The organism is Chelatococcus asaccharovorans (assembly GCF_003201475.1).
Lineage (GTDB): Bacteria > Pseudomonadota > Alphaproteobacteria > Rhizobiales > Beijerinckiaceae > Chelatococcus > Chelatococcus asaccharovorans.
Window position 1 is genome coordinate 307,664 of record NZ_QJJK01000007.1, and the last position, 16,073, is coordinate 323,736.

14 protein-coding genes are annotated in these 16,073 nt (G+C 63.1%); 9 read left to right on the forward strand and 5 right to left on the reverse strand.

Annotation, left to right across the window (positions count from 1 at the left end; genetic code table 11):
* Window positions 1–6: 6 nt before the first annotated feature.
* On the reverse strand, window positions 7–1,443 hold the full coding sequence (locus tag C7450_RS18160) for a DHA2 family efflux MFS transporter permease subunit (protein WP_110375858.1): 1,437 nt from the start codon (window positions 1,441–1,443) through the stop codon (window positions 7–9).
* 368 nt (window positions 1,444–1,811) lie between these two features.
* Between C7450_RS18160 and guaB the strand changes: the two genes are divergently transcribed.
* The 3 genes from guaB to C7450_RS18175 are packed head-to-tail and all read left to right on the forward strand — an operon-like array spanning window position 1,812 to window position 5,058.
* Window positions 1,812–3,305, forward strand: a complete 1,494-nt coding sequence (gene guaB / locus C7450_RS18165) for an IMP dehydrogenase (protein WP_110375859.1) — start codon at window positions 1,812–1,814, stop codon at window positions 3,303–3,305.
* Window positions 3,306–3,308: 3 nt separating this feature from the next.
* A complete protein-coding gene (locus tag C7450_RS18170; protein ID WP_110375860.1) occupies window positions 3,309–3,731 on the forward strand; it encodes an MAPEG family protein in 423 nt (140 codons plus the stop codon).
* Window positions 3,732–3,747: 16 nt separating this feature from the next.
* Window positions 3,748–5,058 (forward strand): RsmB/NOP family class I SAM-dependent RNA methyltransferase, encoded by a 1,311-nt coding sequence (locus C7450_RS18175; RefSeq protein ID WP_110375861.1) that lies wholly within the window; start codon window positions 3,748–3,750, stop codon window positions 5,056–5,058.
* A 3-nt stretch (window positions 5,059–5,061) separates the two neighbouring features.
* Here C7450_RS18175 and C7450_RS18180 read toward each other — a convergent pair whose 3' ends face one another.
* Window positions 5,062–6,402: a GNAT family N-acetyltransferase gene (locus C7450_RS18180; protein WP_170147302.1), complete on the reverse strand. Its 1,341-nt coding sequence runs from the start codon at window positions 6,400–6,402 to the stop codon at window positions 5,062–5,064.
* A gap of 46 nt (window positions 6,403–6,448) precedes the next feature.
* Between C7450_RS18180 and guaA the strand changes: the two genes are divergently transcribed.
* Together guaA and C7450_RS18190 are read left to right on the forward strand one after the other, a co-directional pair.
* Complete coding sequence (gene guaA / locus C7450_RS18185) at window positions 6,449–8,011, forward strand: glutamine-hydrolyzing GMP synthase (protein ID WP_110375862.1); 1,563 nt, start codon at window positions 6,449–6,451, stop codon at window positions 8,009–8,011.
* A 317-nt stretch (window positions 8,012–8,328) separates the two neighbouring features.
* On the forward strand, window positions 8,329–9,585 hold the full coding sequence (locus C7450_RS18190; RefSeq protein WP_110376004.1) for a tyrosine-type recombinase/integrase: 1,257 nt from the start codon (window positions 8,329–8,331) through the stop codon (window positions 9,583–9,585).
* Here the strand turns inward: C7450_RS18190 and C7450_RS18195 are convergent.
* Window positions 9,563–9,847, reverse strand: a complete 285-nt coding sequence (locus C7450_RS18195) for a helix-turn-helix transcriptional regulator (protein ID WP_425351227.1) — start codon at window positions 9,845–9,847, stop codon at window positions 9,563–9,565. The genes C7450_RS18190 and C7450_RS18195 overlap by 23 nt on opposite strands.
* A gap of 206 nt (window positions 9,848–10,053) precedes the next feature.
* A complete protein-coding gene (locus C7450_RS18200) occupies window positions 10,054–10,920 on the reverse strand; it encodes a cysteine hydrolase family protein (RefSeq protein WP_342588526.1) in 867 nt (288 codons plus the stop codon).
* Between C7450_RS18200 and C7450_RS35150 the strand changes: the two genes are divergently transcribed.
* The gene (locus C7450_RS35150; protein WP_110375863.1) at window positions 10,825–11,790 is read left to right on the forward strand and encodes a GlxA family transcriptional regulator; all 966 of its coding nucleotides are present in this window, start codon (window positions 10,825–10,827) and stop codon (window positions 11,788–11,790) included. The genes C7450_RS18200 and C7450_RS35150 overlap by 96 nt on opposite strands.
* Before the next feature lie 6 nt (window positions 11,791–11,796).
* On the opposite strand, the gene C7450_RS18210 is transcribed toward C7450_RS35150, so the two are convergent.
* Window positions 11,797–12,681 carry a LysR substrate-binding domain-containing protein gene (locus C7450_RS18210; protein WP_110375864.1) on the reverse strand — a complete coding sequence of 295 codons (885 nt, stop codon included), beginning with the start codon at window positions 12,679–12,681 and terminating at the stop codon, window positions 11,797–11,799.
* A gap of 128 nt (window positions 12,682–12,809) precedes the next feature.
* Here C7450_RS18210 and C7450_RS18215 point away from each other — a divergent pair, with 128 nt between their 5' ends.
* The 3 genes from C7450_RS18215 (at window position 12,810) to C7450_RS18225 (ending at window position 16,049) form a co-directional block, all read left to right on the forward strand.
* Window positions 12,810–14,132 (forward strand): MFS transporter, encoded by a 1,323-nt coding sequence (locus tag C7450_RS18215; RefSeq protein WP_110375865.1) that lies wholly within the window; start codon window positions 12,810–12,812, stop codon window positions 14,130–14,132.
* Between the two features lie 79 nt (window positions 14,133–14,211).
* Entirely contained in the window at window positions 14,212–15,429 is a 1,218-nt protein-coding gene (locus C7450_RS18220) for an MFS transporter (RefSeq protein ID WP_110375866.1), read from the forward strand.
* Complete coding sequence (locus C7450_RS18225) at window positions 15,426–16,049, forward strand: glutathione S-transferase family protein (RefSeq protein WP_110375867.1); 624 nt, start codon at window positions 15,426–15,428, stop codon at window positions 16,047–16,049. Before C7450_RS18220 ends, C7450_RS18225 begins: the two co-directional genes overlap by 4 nt.
* Window positions 16,050–16,073 lie beyond the last annotated feature (24 nt).

Below are 16,073 nucleotides of genomic sequence, written 5' to 3' on the forward strand. Positions count from 1 at the left end.
AGCGCCTCATTCCGCCGGCTGGCGCTGTTCCTCGATGCTGCCCGCGGTCGCCTTGCGGGGATCGCTGTGGCCTGAGACTTCGGCGCCGGCATGGGGGCTGAGGCCGCGCAGCACGAAGAGCGAACTCGCCGAAATCAGCGCGACCGTCAGGAACGCCGGCCAGAAATCGGACGCGACGATGCCGGGGGCAGGGTGGCGGCTGCTCACGGCCTCGAGCACGAAGGCGCCGACGGCGACGCCGACACTCAAGGAGAGCTGTTGGGCAACGCTGGAGAAGCTTGTCGCGAGGCTCATGCCACGCTTCGACACATCCGCGAACGTCAGCGCATTCAGCCCCGTGAACTGGAGGGAGCGGAAGCAGCCGCCGATCAGCAGCAGTCCGATCATCAAGAGATAGGGCATGTCGGCGGTGAAGAAGCCCTGGACGATGAGGAAGGCCGAGCCGATGACCGCGTTGATCGTCATGACGCGGCGGAAGCCGTAGCGCCGCAGGATGCGCGCGGCGAGCGTCTTCATGAACAGCGCACCGGCCGCTGACGCAAAGGTGATGAGCCCCGAATGCAATGGATCGAGCCCGAAGCCGACCTGCAGCATCAAAGGCAGCAGGAACGGGATCGCGCCGATGCCGACACGAAACAGGAAGGCGGCGACGACGCCGATTCGGAAGGTCGGTATCCGCAGCAATTCGAAGTCGAGCACCGGATGCGGTACCCGCCGGGCGTGGCGCACATAGCTCGCGATGCAGACTGCACCCGCGACGGTGGCGCCGAAGGATACGATCGGTGGCACGAGGTGACGGCCGCCGGTCGCCAGGCCGAACATGACCAGCGAGAGGCCACCGGCCGACAGGAGCGCGCCGATGACATCCAGCGGCGGCACATCCTCCTCGCGGATGTTCTCGAAGAACACTGTCGCCAGCACGATGCCCGCAATGCCGATCGGGATGTTGATGAAGAAGATCCACTGCCAGTGGAAATAGGTGGTGATGAAGCCCCCCAGCGGCGGGCCGAACACCGGCCCTATCATCGCCGGGATGGAGAGATAGGCGAGCGCCTGCACCATCTGGTTGCGCGGCACACTGCGCAGCAGCACCAGCCGGCCCACCGGCACCATCATGGCGCCGCCCATGCCCTGGAAGAAACGCGCCAGCACGAAGGTCTCGAGCGAATGCGAAAAAGCGCAGCCGATAGACCCCAGCATGAACACGGCCATGGCGAGGCGGAATATGGTCTTGGCGCCGAACCGGTCCGCCATCCACCCACTGATCGGGATGAACACCGCCAGGCTGACGAGATAGGAGGTGAGCGCAAGCTTGAGCGCGATGGGGTCTTCGCCGAGATCGAGCGCGATCGCCGGCAGGGACGTGGCGATTACCGTCGAGTCCGTGTTCTCCATGAACAGGGCGCAGGCGACGATGAGGGGGACGAGCATGGGGCGGGCCATCGCGGCCTCAGCTTATTGGTTTCACGCGGGACAATACGTCCCCATATCACAGCTCTTTGGGGCGAGGTCGGCTTGGAGCGCGGGTCTGGTCGCTCCTTCACGCATGGACGCAGCGGCCAAAGTCCGTCGCGCATACTCGACGGCGCGCTTCGGGCATGGTACAGGCCGCTGCCAACTCAACAGCGTGACGTTGACGCGACAGCCGACCTTCCGGGACGGTTTTCGCCAGGTGTCATGCTCACCCCGTAGAATTGTCGCGGCCGGTCTCCGGATGTTTCCGAATCGGTGCGACAGCGAAGCGATCGCCGTACGGTGAGGCACCCTGGGCCTCCGCGGACTGCTTCACCAGATTGAAGAAAGGGTTGGCGATGCCGGTCATCCATGACAGTCCGTTCCGTGAGGCTTTGACCTTCGACGATGTGCTCCTGCAGCCCGGTCACTCCGAGGTCATGCCGGGCGAAGTCGATGTCCGCACGCAGCTGACCCGCACCATCACCATCAACTTGCCGGTCATCGCCTCGGCGATGGACACCGTCACCGAGGCGCGCATGGCGATCGCCATGGCCCAGAACGGTGGCCTCGGGGTCATCCATCGCAACCTCACGCCCGAGCAGCAGGCTGACGAGGTTCGCCTCGTCAAGAAGTTCGAATCGGGCATGATCGTCAATCCGGTGACGATCCACCCCAAGGCGACGCTCGCCGATGCCTTCGCGCTGATGAAGCATCACGGCATCTCGGGTATTCCCGTGGTCGAGGAAGGCCCGAACGGGAATCGCGGCAAGCTCGTCGGCATCCTGACCAATCGCGACGTGCGCTTCGCCACCAATCCGCAGCAGCCGGTCGCCGAACTGATGACCAAGGACAAGCTGATCACCGTCCGCGAGGGGGTGAGCCAGGACGAGGCGAAGCGCCTCCTGCATCAGTTCCGCATCGAGAAGCTGCTCGTGGTCGATGATCACTACCGCTGCATCGGCCTCATCACCGTCAAGGATATGGAGAAGCAGATTGCCTATCCCCATGCCGCCAAGGACGAGCAGGGGCGTCTGCGGGTCGCCGCGGCGACCACGACGGGTGAGGATGGTTTCCGGCGTGCCGAACTTCTGATCGATGCCGGCTGCGATCTCATCGTGGTCGATACAGCCCACGGTCATTCCCAGCGCGTGCTGGACGCGGTGACGAAGGTCAAGAAGCTGTCGAACTCCGTGCAGGTGATCGCCGGAAATATCGCGACAGCCAGCGGCGCCAAGGCGTTGATCGACGCCGGCGCCGACGCGATCAAGGTCGGCATCGGCCCTGGGTCGATCTGCACCACGCGCATCGTCGCCGGCGTCGGCGTGCCCCAGCTCACCGCCATCATGGACGCGGTCTCCGCAGCCTCGGTTCAGAACGTACCCGTCATCGCCGACGGCGGCATCAAGTTTTCCGGCGATTTCGCCAAGGCTTTGGCGGCGGGGGCCCATTGCTGCATGGTCGGCTCGCTGCTTGCCGGCACGGACGAAGCGCCCGGCGAGGTGTTCCTGTGGCAGGGGCGTTCCTACAAGGCTTATCGCGGCATGGGCTCCGTCGGGGCGATGGCGCGCGGTTCCGCGGATCGCTATTTCCAGCAGGATATCAAGGATACGCTCAAGCTCGTGCCGGAAGGCATCGAAGGCCAGGTGCCCTACAAGGGCAGCGTGGCGAGCGTTCTCCACCAGCTCGTCGGCGGCCTGCGCGCCGCCATGGGCTATGTCGGCGCGCGTAACCTGGAAGAGCTGCGCAAGAATGCGGAGTTCGTCCGCATCAGCGGCGCGGGACTGCGCGAAAGCCACGTCCACGATGTGACGATCACGCGCGAAAGCCCGAACTATCGCACGCGGGATTGACCGATGACCGTGCCAATGGTGTTGCTGCCTGTCTTCGTGCTGGTCGCTCTGGCTTTCGCCCTCCTGCTGTCGCTCGCGCCGATACGCGCAGCCGCCCTCAGGTCCGGAAAGGTCGATGTCGCGGCGGTCGCTCTTGACGACCGCCAGTGGCATGGGCGGGCGCGGCAGTTCGGCAATGCCTTCAAGAACCAGTTCGAGGTCCCGGTGCTGTTCTATGCGCTGGTGGCTTTTGCGCTCATCACGCGCCAGGCTGATTTCTTATTCGTGGTGATGTCGTGGATATTCGTGGCGACGCGGCTGGTACACGCCTTCATCCACGTAACGTCCAATAATGTGCGGGTGCGTGGACCAGCCTTCGGTTTCGGCGTCATGGTGCTGGTCGTGATGTGGATTATTTTCGCGGTGCGGATTCTCGCGAGCGCGTGACGGCAGGATTTTTCGCATGACACCCGCGGCCCGCGTGGCCGGAGCCATCGAGGTTCTGGCCGATCTCATCGAGCGCCGTCGTCCCGCGCCCGACGCGCTCAAGGATTGGGGCCTGGCGCGGCGGTTCGCAGGCTCGAAGGACCGGGCGGCCATCGCGAGCCTCGTCTATGATGCGTTGCGGCGCCGTGCGTCCAGCGCCTGGGTCATGGAAGGCGAGACGCCGCGCGCGCTGATGATCGGCATGCTCGCCCTGCAGCGCGGACTGGACGGCGAGGCGATCGCGGCGCTCTTCAGCGGCGAGCGGTTCGCGCCCGAAGCGCTGTCTGTGGACGAACGGGCGCGTCTCGCACGCGCGGCGCAGCTCGACGCTGCACCCTTGGCTGCCGCCTGCGACTGCCCGGAATGGCTTCTGCCGTCGTTCATGCGCGCTTTCGGTCCTGCACTTCGCGACGAGATGCGGGCCCTGACCGCCCGCGCCCCGCTCGACGTGCGCGTCAACAGCCTGAAGAGCGATCGGCGCACGGTGCGCGAGGCGCTGGCCCATCTCGGCCCGGAAAACACGCCGCTGTCGCCATTCGGCCTGCGCTTCCCCGTGGGCGAGGACGGGCGCGGCCCGGCGCTCCAGGCCGAGCCCGAATTTCTCGACGGCTGGTTCGAGATCCAGGACGAGGGCTCGCAACTCGTCAGCGTGCTGAGCGGCGTTGTGCCTGGATCGCGCGTCGTGGATCTCTGCGCGGGTGCGGGCGGCAAGACGTTGGCGCTCGCGGCGCTGATGGACAACTCCGGCGAGATCGTCGCCACCGATGTCGACGCGCGGCGCCTGGTCGCCAGCCACGCGCGCCTCCAGCGCTCGGGCGCGACCAATGTCACGGTGCGGACGCCACGCGGGCGCTACGATCCCCGCAGGCCCGATCCCCTGGCCGATCTGGCCGGGACGGTCGATCTCGTTCTCGTCGATGCGCCCTGCACCGGTAGCGGCACCTGGCGGCGCAATCCTGATGCCAAATGGCGCCTGCGGCCCGGCGGCCTCGCCGAGCGCTGTCGTGATCAGGCGGTGGTGCTCGATCGCGCGGCGTCTCTCGCGCGGCCCGGCGGCCGTATCGCCTATATCACCTGCTCGGTTCTGCCGGAGGAGAACGACGACGCCATCGCGGCCTTCGGCCAGCGTCACCGCGGCTTCACGCTCCTGCCTGCGGCTGAGGTTGCAGCCGCGGCCGGCTTTCCGGAACTGGCGCAATGGGCGACGCCGGGCGGCGGCATCCTGCTCACGCCCCATCGCACGGGTACGGATGCCTTCTTTATCGCCGTGATGCGTCGCGCGCCCTGATCCTCACGTCCTGGCCGGCTTCCTGCGATCCTTGTAGCGGTAGTAAAGGCTCTTGAGCCGGCCGCGGAGGTTCAGCAGATTGCGCTCGAGGGCCGTGAGCAGCACCGTGCCTGCCCGTTCGCCCGGACGGACATCGAAGATGACGTCGGCGATGGGCTGGCGATCCTTCCACAGCGCCGCCATGAACCCCGTATCATCGTGCGAGCAGGAATCGAGGAAGCCGACCGCCGGGTCCGACATCAAATGCGTCGTGTAGTCTTCCACCAGGAGAACGCCTGGAGAATAATCACGCAGCGCTTCGTCATAGGCGATCTTCCAGGTGAAATAGCCCCGGCCGGACCGCGCGAGGATCTGAATGGCCGCCGCCTTGCCATCGAGCCGTAGCACGTCGATCACGGCATCGCCCGTTGCGGCCATGGCCGGAAAGGCGGCCCGGGCGAAGTCGGCATCGGCGGCGCGGCTGATGAGGGCGGTCCCGGCGCGGCCCTTCCAGCCGGAAGCCTCAAGCTGCAGGAATTCCTCGAGTGCCATCGTCACCTCCGCCGGCGTTTGATGGCGCGTCACCGCGACAGGTCCCTGTTCCGCGAGCCTGCGCCTGTATTGGCGCAGCTTCTTGCGGGTCGAGGCCGATGGCGTGAAGGCAGCCGGGTTGTCGCTGCGCGCGAGCGCGCGACGATAGCTGGCCATGACGGCCAGCGGTGAATGCCGCTGCCGGAGGACCGTCTTGAGCCCGGTCATCACCGGTCCCTCGTCCCCAATGAGGGAGAAGGACAGACGCTTCGGCAGTGATGAACCTGCCATGGCATCGAGGATCGCCGTCAGCACCGGCTCGAGGGCGGACGCGTCGACGACCGGCGTCGAGAGGAAAGAGAAGTCGTGGAAGCGCCCTTCCACACTGGCCGACCAGAGCCGGAAGGGAGTGCGTAGCCTCCGCAGGACGAGCGCCCCCAGGAGCGCATGCGGGTCGCGGGCCTCCCCACGCCAGGCGAAGAGGACTGCGATCGCGGCTGGGCCGTATTCAGCGGCAGCGGCCTTGATGAAGGCCGGATGCATGAAGGGATTGGGCTCGGCGGCGCGGCCGGCGAGATCGGCGATGGCCAGGGCGTGCGTTCGCGATTCCATGTCTGCCGCGAAGACAGTGCCGTCGCGAATCTCCACCTCGATCGGCGCCGCGGCCGGGCGCTCCGCGGAGGAGGGGCTATCGGGACGTGGCTCCCCGTCTGCTCGCCGGGCCGTATGCGCGTTCTGTGGTGCCATCATACCGTCAACGGTCAAGCGCGTTGGCGGCAGGGCGTGCGGTGCGTGCTCCGCACCCGTATGGTGGCGATCGATGGCCCGCGACACGTTCGAGATCCTTGCATCTTTGGACGCTATCCCGTAGCTCAATGCCATGCATGACAGCATCCTCATCATCGATTTCGGCAGCCAGGTCACCCAGCTCATCGCGCGCCGCGTGCGCGAGGTTGGCGTCTACTCCGAAATAGTCCCCTTTAGCAAAGCAGAAGAAGCTTTCGCTTCTCTGAAGCCAAAAGGCGTCATCTTCTCCGGCGGCCCCGCTTCGGTGACAGCGGACGGCAGTCCCCGGGCCCCGCAGGCCGTGTTTGAGTCCGGCGTGCCGATCCTCGGCATCTGCTACGGACAACAGACGCTCTGCCTGCAGCTTGGCGGGGCGGTCGAGGGTGGACACGCCGCGGAATTCGGCCGCGCCGATGTCGAGATCAAGGCGGCGAGCCCTCTGTTCGAGGGGGTGTGGGAGGTCGGTGGGCGCTATCCCGTCTGGATGAGCCACGGCGACCGCGTCACCCGCCTGCCCGAGGGCTTCGAGGTTATCGCCACATCCGAGAACGCGCCCTTCGCCATCGCAGCGGACGAGAGCCGGCACTACTACACCACCATGTTCCATCCCGAGGTCGTGCATACGCCGGACGGGGCGAAGCTCATCGCTAATTTCGTGCACAATATCGTCGGCCTGAAATCCGATTGGACCATGGCCGCCTACCGGGCCGAGATGATCCGCAAGATCCGTGCGCAAGTGGGCGATGGCCGGGTGCTCTGCGCGCTGTCCGGCGGGGTCGATTCCTCGGTGGCGGCCGTGCTCATCCATGAGGCGATCGGTGATCAGCTCACCTGCGTCTTCGTCGATCACGGCCTGATGCGCCTCAATGAGGCTGCGGAAGTCGTCACGATGTTCCGCGACCACTACAACCTGCCGCTGGTGCATGTTGATGCCTCAGAGCGCTTCATCGGCGAACTCGAAGGCGTTGCCGATCCGGAGGTGAAGCGCAAGATCATCGGCCGCCTGTTCATCGAGGTGTTCGAGGACGAGGCGAAGAAGATCGCGGCCGACGGCAAGGGCTCTCCGCAATTCCTGGCGCAGGGCACGCTCTATCCGGATGTGATCGAAAGCGTGTCCTTCTCCGGCGGCCCCTCGGTCACCATCAAATCCCATCACAATGTCGGCGGGTTGCCCGAGCGCATGAACATGCAGCTTGTCGAGCCCTTGCGCGAATTGTTCAAGGACGAGGTGCGTGCGCTCGGCCGCGAGCTTGGCCTGCCCGAACAGTTCATCGGGCGCCATCCCTTCCCGGGGCCGGGCCTCGCGATCCGCCTTCCGGGCGGCGTGACGCGCGAGAAGCTCGACATCCTGCGCAAGGCCGACGCGATCTACCTCGACGAGATCCGCAAGGCCGGGCTCTACGACACGATCTGGCAGGCCTTTGCGGTGCTGCTGCCGGTGCAGACCGTCGGTGTGATGGGCGATTATCGCACTTATGAATTCGTCTGTGCACTGCGCGCCGTCACCTCCGTCGACGGCATGACGGCGGATTTCTATCCCTTCGACATGGCCTTCCTCGGCCGCGTGGCCACCCGCATCATCAATGAGGTGCGCGGCATCAACCGCGTCACCTACGATGTGACGTCAAAGCCACCGGGAACGATCGAGTGGGAGTGAAATGATGCATGTTCGCGGCGTTTCGCGAACTATCACCACATCATCATAACTAGCTGAAATCAAACAAAAAGTCAAGCGTTCACTATCGGAGCCTATCGCCTTGAAGCGATGGGCTCTGACGGTGCGCGCGACGGTATGCGTTTTTCGCCGGCAGCCGGATTTTTGCCCTACCGTCAGGCCAAAAACGGAAGCAGCCTACTGAAAACCAAGTTAGTGTGCTGTTTTATAACGATTATTGGCGTTGATTGACGGTATCAGATTTGACGGTAAAATTGGGGCTCGAAAAGGCGCTTTGGATCGTCAACGAGGCCGTCCCCATGCTCACCGACATGGCCATCAAGAGGCTGAAACCAAAAGATAAATTATACAAGGTGGCCGACCGTGACGGTATGTACGTTTCCGTCGCTACGACAGGCCAAATCACCTTCCGGTACGACTACCGTTTGAACGGTCGCCGGGAGACGCTGACGATCGGCCGCTATGGCGCCGATGGCCTCACGCTCGCCGAAGCCCGCGAGCGCTGCATCGCCGCTCGCAAGCACGTGGCGGAGGGGCTTTCTCCCGCGCACGAGAAACAGCGCGACAAACGGCGCAAGGCCATGGAGCGCAGCTTCGGTGCGGTGGGCGCCTTATGGATCAAGGAAGCGCGGATGGCGGAAAGCACCCGCTCGATGCGCAAGGCTATCCTCGATCGCGACATTCTCCCTGCCTGGAAGAACCGTCTTCTGACCGAGGTGACGCCGGACGATCTGCGTCAGCTCTGCGCCAAGGTGAAAGAGCGCGGCGCGCCGGCAACCGCCATCCACGCGCGCGACATCGTCAAACAGATCTTCGCCTTCGCCATCCTGCACGGCGAGAAGGTGCCGAACCCGGCCGACGAGGTCGGGCCGGCCTCGATCGCGACCTTCCAGCCGAAGGACCGCGCGCTGTCGCCGGCCGAGATCAAGATTATGCTGCTTGAGATCGAGCACGTGCCGACCCTGCCGACGATCCGTCTTGGCTTGCGTCTGATCCTGCTCACCATGGTGCGCAAGAGCGAGCTGCAGGACGCGGTCTGGGACGAGGTCGATTTCGAGAACGCCGTCTGGACCATTCCGAAGGAGCGGATGAAGCGGTCGAAGGCGCACAACGTCTATCTGTCGCAACAGTCGCTCGACATCCTGATTGCGCTCAAGACCTGCGCCGGTAACTCGCGCTTTCTGCTGCCGTCGCGCTACGACGCCGACGCCCCCATGTCGCGCGCGACCTTCAATCGCGTGACCACGGCGGTTGTGGCGCGGGCCAAGAAAGAGGGGCTGCCGTTGGAACCGTTCACGGTCCACGACCTGCGCCGGACCGGCTCGACGCTCCTGAACGAGATGGGCTTCAACAGCGACTGGATCGAGAAGTGCCTCGCCCACGAGGACGGGCGCTCGTCACGCGGCGTCTACAACAAAGCGGAATACGAACCGCAGCGTCGGCACATGATGCAGGAGTGGTCCAATCTCGTTGACGCTTGGGTCGCCGGCCAGAAATACACGCCAACCCTCTATCCGCCAACGATGGACCTGCTCACGCCCGAACCGGATGTTTGATCGGGCGTGATTTGCGAAGTTGGACATCGGGAATGGGCGCACGCTTCACAAGCTTGGCGCGTGAGGCGCGGCGCCTTTCCTCCAGCCAAGCTTCAACCTCGGAAAGATCCCAAACCACGCATCGAGACGTGAGGTAGAAGCGCTGCGGAAATTCGCCGCGCTGTTCCATGTCGTAGATGGTGGTGTCAGCTAGGGGGACCATTTCCCGGAGTTGATGCCGGCGTATGGTACGCCGCATGAATGGCTCGGCTTGCTGCCTCATTCCAATATCCCTTCGCTCCCATCTGAGAGGATAGAAGGCGATAGATGATGCAGAATGGAAGCTCGAATATCTGCGCGTAGCAGCGCGTCGTATTGTGGCGTGTAAATCGGATATCGGACGATCGAACAATCGGTGCTGGAGGGCTTAACTTCGTCGACGAAATACTCACCGCCCCTCAAAGCATGACGATCTAAGCTAGTCGGTGCTCACACATCCGGCCTCGCCAGAGCCCGCTGGTATGACGCATAGATCGTATCGCGCTCAGGCAGCACGCCCGCTTTAAGGCGCTCGATCCAATCCGCCGTATGGAGCACTGCCGCGAAGCGCGACTGAAGGACGATGCGCACGACCCGGTGAATCTCTTCGGCCGAGGCGTAACCGGCGCTGTTGGCATAGGGAATGGAGCCTGCCGCATCCGACAGAAATTCGACCGAAAAGCCCATGTGGAGCGCGTGGACAATGGTCGAGAGGACGCAGTTATGGGTCATGAAGCCCACCACCGTCACCGTATCAATGGCGTTGGCGCGCAACCATGTCTCAAGATCGGTGCCGGTGAAGGCGCTGGGCAGCGACTTTTCAATCAGGTGGTCGCGCGGCCTGTCGGCGATCTTCGGATGCAGCGCGCCGCCATGGCTGCCCTTGGCGAAGACAGGGCTGTCTTCAGGCGATAGCTGCTTGACGATCACGATCTTGATCCCAGCGGCATGGGCTTCGTCTATGGCCCGCGTAATATTTTCGATGCCATCGGGAAAGGGCGGGTGCTGGATCGCCAGATTGCCGCCGTCATAATCGTTTTGCGCGTCGACGACGATTAGGGCGCGAAGTGGCGTGTTAGGGGTGCTCTGGGTCATGATCCATGCCTCTCTGATGTGGTGTTGGTGGCGAACAGCATAATCCGGGCACGGCAGATCGAAATTGGCCCAATTGACATTATTCGAAAGAATCGGGACATTCACGAAATTGCCTTTGGAGTTGCCATGGCCGATCCGGTCGTCGCCGCCGTCGCCTTCGACGGCATCAGTCCCTTTCACCTTTCCGTGCCCTGCCTGGTGTTCGGCGAGGATCAGAGACATCTTGGCCTGCCGCGTTTCGATTTCCGGGTCTGCGCCATTGACGAAGGGCTCATCCGAACCGAAGCCGGCTTGACGCTCGGCGCGCCGCATGGACTCGGCGGCCTTGAAGAGGCGGATATGGTCATCGTCCCCAGTTGGACGGCTCTTGATCAACCCGTTCCAGCTGAGCTGGTAGAGGCGCTGCGCAAGGCACATGGGCGCGGCGCGTTGCTGGTCGGGCTCTGCCTCGGGACCTTCGCCATAGCGGCAACCGGGTTGCTGACGGGACGCCGGGCAACCACGCACTGGGCCTATGTCGATCAGTTGCGTGCCCTCTACCCGGACATAATCGTCGAGCCGGAGGTGCTCTATGTGGATAATGGCGATGTCGTCACCTCGGCGGGCGTGGCGGCGGGCCTTGATTGCTGCCTCCATATTGTGCGCGCGCGCTTTGGTGCCGAGAGCGCACTTCGCTTGGCGCGGCGGCTTGTGCTTTCGCCACACCGGCAGGGCGGTCAGGCGCAGTTTATCGAACATCCCGTCACCAGGACACGGGATGCAGATCGCTTTGCGCAGGCCCTCGACAGGGTTCTCGCCACGCTTGATGAAGCCCATAGCTTGGACAGCGTCGCGGATGCGGCGGGGCTGACCCGGCGGACCTTCACGCGGCGCTTTCAGAAGGCCATTGGGACCAGCTTCGGCGCGTGGTTGGCGCAGCGGCGCATCGAGCAGGCGCAGCGTCTGCTTGAAACGACGGGTGAGTCGGTAGAATCAATCGCCTTGCTGACCGGCTTCGGCACAGCCGCGTCCTTGCGCCAGCATTTCTCAGCGACGTTGAAAATCTCGCCCATTCAGTATCGGCGGTCGTTCTCGAAGCGGGCGCCAGTTTGAAAAGCCTCAATTGGCCGCTTCTTCCTTCAGCCAGTCGATGAAATGGCGCGCAGGCTGGTGTTTCGCGGCATCTGGTAGAGCGACGGCATAATAGGCGAAATCGGTCGGCCAGGCCCGATCGAGCGCAAGGGCGAGGCGACCGGAAGCGAGTTCGTCGGCAGCATAGACGTCTCGCACCAAGGCAATACCTTGGCCAGCGATAGCGGCACGCAGGAGAAGCAGATCATCCGTGAATGCTGGACCGCGCTCAGCTCGAGGATCGTCAGAAACGCCGACGGCACTAAACCAGAGACGCCAATCGGACCGGTCGGCGTCCTGCAACAACGGATAGGCAAGGCAGTCGACAGGTTCGAGAATCGGCGGACCGTCCGATAGCAGCTTGGAGCTAGCAACGGGCAAGAGCACCGGAGCCAATAAGTACTCTGCGATCAGGCCGGGATAGTTCCCCAAGCCATGGCGAATAGCGATATCGACTCGGTCGCGCCGAAGATCGACCAGGCTCGATGTCGCCTCAACCCGAATCTCGATCTCGGGATAGCGGTTGGTGAACCGGCCGAGGCGAGGCACCAGCCATGACGCCGCAAATGATGCGACCGTGCTGACGGTAAGCGTCTGGCGCGCATTGATAGCTTCGAGAGCCTCAAGACTGGCTTCGATCTGGTCGAACGCCCGAAGCAAGCCTGGGTGAATCTTCGCGCCCGCCTCCGTCAATTTGACGCCATAGCGTGTGCGCGTGAACAGCGCGATGCCGAACCGTTCTTCCAAATGCCTGATCTGCTGGCTGACAGCTCCCGAGGTCACGCCCATCGCCGCAGCCGCCCGCTTGATGCTGCCATGACGCCCGCTTTCTGCGAATGCGCGCAGTGCGAGAAGTGGAAAAACAGGATTCATACCTTAGCCAGCCTAAACTCTTCACTTAGGACATATGATTTTTCAAGTGCATATTATCAGCAGTAAATTCGCCTCCGACGACAGGTTCATAATTTAGCATGCCTGTTCTTTAGAGGCGAGTTTTATCGATGCCGCCAGTGAAGCAAGATGAAGCGCGAGAAATCCCCGGCGGAAACGCATCGCATACGCCGACGACGAGCTCCGCAAGGTCAGGAGAGTTTCGTGACGGCTGGGTTGCGGTGCTTGCTTGTTTCGTCCTCGCGGTATTCAGCTGGGGTCTAGGCTTCTACGGCCTGGCCGTCTATCTGGCTGAGTTGCAACGGTTCAATGGTTGGTCGACGGCGCTGATTTCGACGGCCACCACCGTCTATTATCTGTTTGGCGCAGCTTGCCTGATGATCGCGCCGCGCCTGCTGGCGCGTTGCGATCTACGTATTGTGCTCGGTTGCGGCGCTGTGCTGCTAGGCCTTGGGGCGGTCGGCTTTTCACTGGCCACTGCGCCATGGCACATGTTCGGCGCGGCGCTGCTCTTGGGTGCAGGCTGGTCATGCACCAGTTCGACCGCTATTGCCACGACACTGTCCCACTGGTTCGACCGCCGACGTGGGTTAGCGATTAGTCTCGCGCTCAACGGAGCCAGTGTTTCGGGCATCGCAGTAGCGCCGGCTCTCGTTATTCTCAGCGCCAGTATTGGCTTAGGAGCGGTGGTATCCCTTGTTGCCGCGAGCATGTTGATCCTGCTCTTCCCGCTTCTTGCTTTTGGGCTTCGCGTTAGGACCAATCGGCAATCAAAAGATCCGCGGCTAAATGCAGCGATCGGAAACAAGGCGGTTCGCCCTGTTCTGACGACAAGGCAGGTGTTCCGATCCGTCCACTTCTGGTCTGTCACCGCTCCCATGTCTTTGGGGCTTGCAGCTCAGGCTGGCTTTCTCATGCATCAGGTGGCGGTTCTCCTGCCGACGCTAGGGGCCCACGGAACAAGTATCGCGCTGATGTCCGCCAGCGGAGCGGCAGTGTTCGGGCGTGTCGGCCTAGGCTTCGTGATCGACTCCGTGGATCAGCGAGCGGTGACGGCCGGTTGTCTGTCGAGCCAGGCGATCGCGCTTCTCGCCATCATCCTGTGGCCAATGAGCCCGACGGTGCTTCATGGCGCGGTGATCCTGTTTGGACTGTCGGTCGGCAATCTCATCACCTTGCCGCCGCTGATCATTCATCGTGAGTTCCCGGATCATGTCTTCGGGCTCATCGTCGGTTTGAGCACGGCAGTTGGACAGTTTGTCTATGCTTTGGCCCCTGCATTGCTCGGCTACATCCACGACACCTTTCAAGGTTATTCGGCGGCTCTTGGCCTCTGCGTCGCGCTCGATGTCGCGGCCACCCTCGGCATCCTCTGGCGTGGCGCGGTGCCACGAAAGCCGCAGCAACAGGCCGAACCTTCGATTCTCAACTGACAATCAGGTGACGGTGCGTTCCGACGTCCGCACGATTCCGCGGAAAAGGCGACCGGCGCGAGAAAGGACTGACTCGCTCATGAAAATCAATCGATGGATTCTCGTTCTCGTCGGCTTCGCTGCGCTTGCGGTGTCGTTCTCGGTACGCGCAGTGCTTGGGCTGGCGATGCCGGTTATTGAGCGTGATGTGGGCTGGACCCGCTCGTTTCTGTCGGATGTGGGCGCTTTGGCGCTTCTGGTCATGGCGTTTGCAGCGCCGATCGCTGGCCGGATCATCGACCAGCATGGACCACGACTTCTCATGAGCGGCGGGATGCTGGCGATCGCGCTCGGAGCGGGCCTTGTGTCTCTCTCTCATTCGTCAATAATCTTCGCCATCGGGTTCGGCTTGGTTGCAGCCATCGGCTTCACCGCCGTGGCAACGAATGTCGTGGCATCGGCGATTGCCAGAAGCTTCGATGAGCGGCGCGGTCTGGCTACCGGGATTGGAACCTCCGGAGCCACGGGCGGGCAGTTGATCGTGGTTCCAATCGTGGCAGTGCTGATGCAGAGCGCGAGTTGGCGGCTTGGCTTCAGTGCATTGGCCATTTGCGCTCTCACGCTGGCCGTTGCTGCCTATGCGCTGCTGCCATCGGAGAACGGCGAGGCGGCAGTTCGACAATCGTCGATGTTGTCTGGTGTCGGGGCACTCATTCGGGCTCCCGCTTTCCACATCCTATTCTGGAGCTTTCTGATTTGCGGCTTCACGACCACCGGCGTGATCGAGACGCATCTTTTACCCTACGCGTCATTTTGCGGCTTTCCGCCTTTGCCAAGCGCGTCAGCCTATGGCGTGCTGTCGGCTGTTAATCTCGCCGGCATGGTCCTCGCCGGGTATCTGGTCGACCGCGTTCATCGTCCGCTGCTATTGGCATCGATCTATCTCATCCGGGCCGGAAGTTTCGTGCTCCTGCTTCACGTCGCGCCGGACATCCGACTGCTTTATGTCTTCGTCGTCCTGTTTGGCCTGGTCGATTATTCGACAGTACCTGTAACGGTCGGGCTCGCGGCGAGCCATTTCGGAATTGAACGCATCGGCTTGGCAATGGGCCTGATCTCCGGCGGTCACGCGCTCGGGGGTGCGCTTGGCGCGCTGGCGGGTGGAATGCTCTTCGACATGACCGGGGCCTATGGATTCCTATGGACCGGTTCGGTTGCCGTTTCGGTCGTCGCGGCGCTGCTGGTCCTCACCCTCGGGAACAAACCCGACCAACGCGAGGCGGGTGCAGCGACTGTCGTTGTGGGGCACCAAGGATGATCGATCTCTACACGACGTCCTCACCGAACGGTTTCAAGGCGACGATCGCGCTTGAGGAACTTGGGTTGCCGTACCGATTGCATCACGTGAAATTGTCGGCCGGCGAGCACAAGCGACCCGAATTTCTCGCCCTCAATCCACATGGACGAATTCCGGTGATCACAGACGACGAAACAGGTGTCGTGCTGTTCGAATCTGCGGCGATCCTCCTCTACCTCGCGGAGAAAACGGGCCAGCTGCTGCCGCTGGAAACCAGGCCGCGCTGGGAGGCCATCAAATGGCTTGTGTTCCACGCATCAAGCATGGGGCCGCTTCTCGGTCAGCGCGTACATTTTGAGATGTTTGCCGAGACGAGAATGCCGATTGTGATCGATCGATATCGACAGTTGACTGAGGAGGCGTTCGCCACGCTGGATGCGCGTCTGGCCGACCATCCCTGGCTGGCTGGCGACGCCTATTCCATCGCGGACATCGCCACGTTCGGGTGGACACATATCGCCGCCGTTTGCGACTTTTCCTTTGCCCACCATCTGCATCTCTCGCGATGGCACGAGCGCGTCGCAGCTCGGTCAGCGGTGCGGCGTGGTATTGCGCTGCCGGCACCTGCGACGGGGCCGTGATGACTATCCATCGAGGCCAGACAC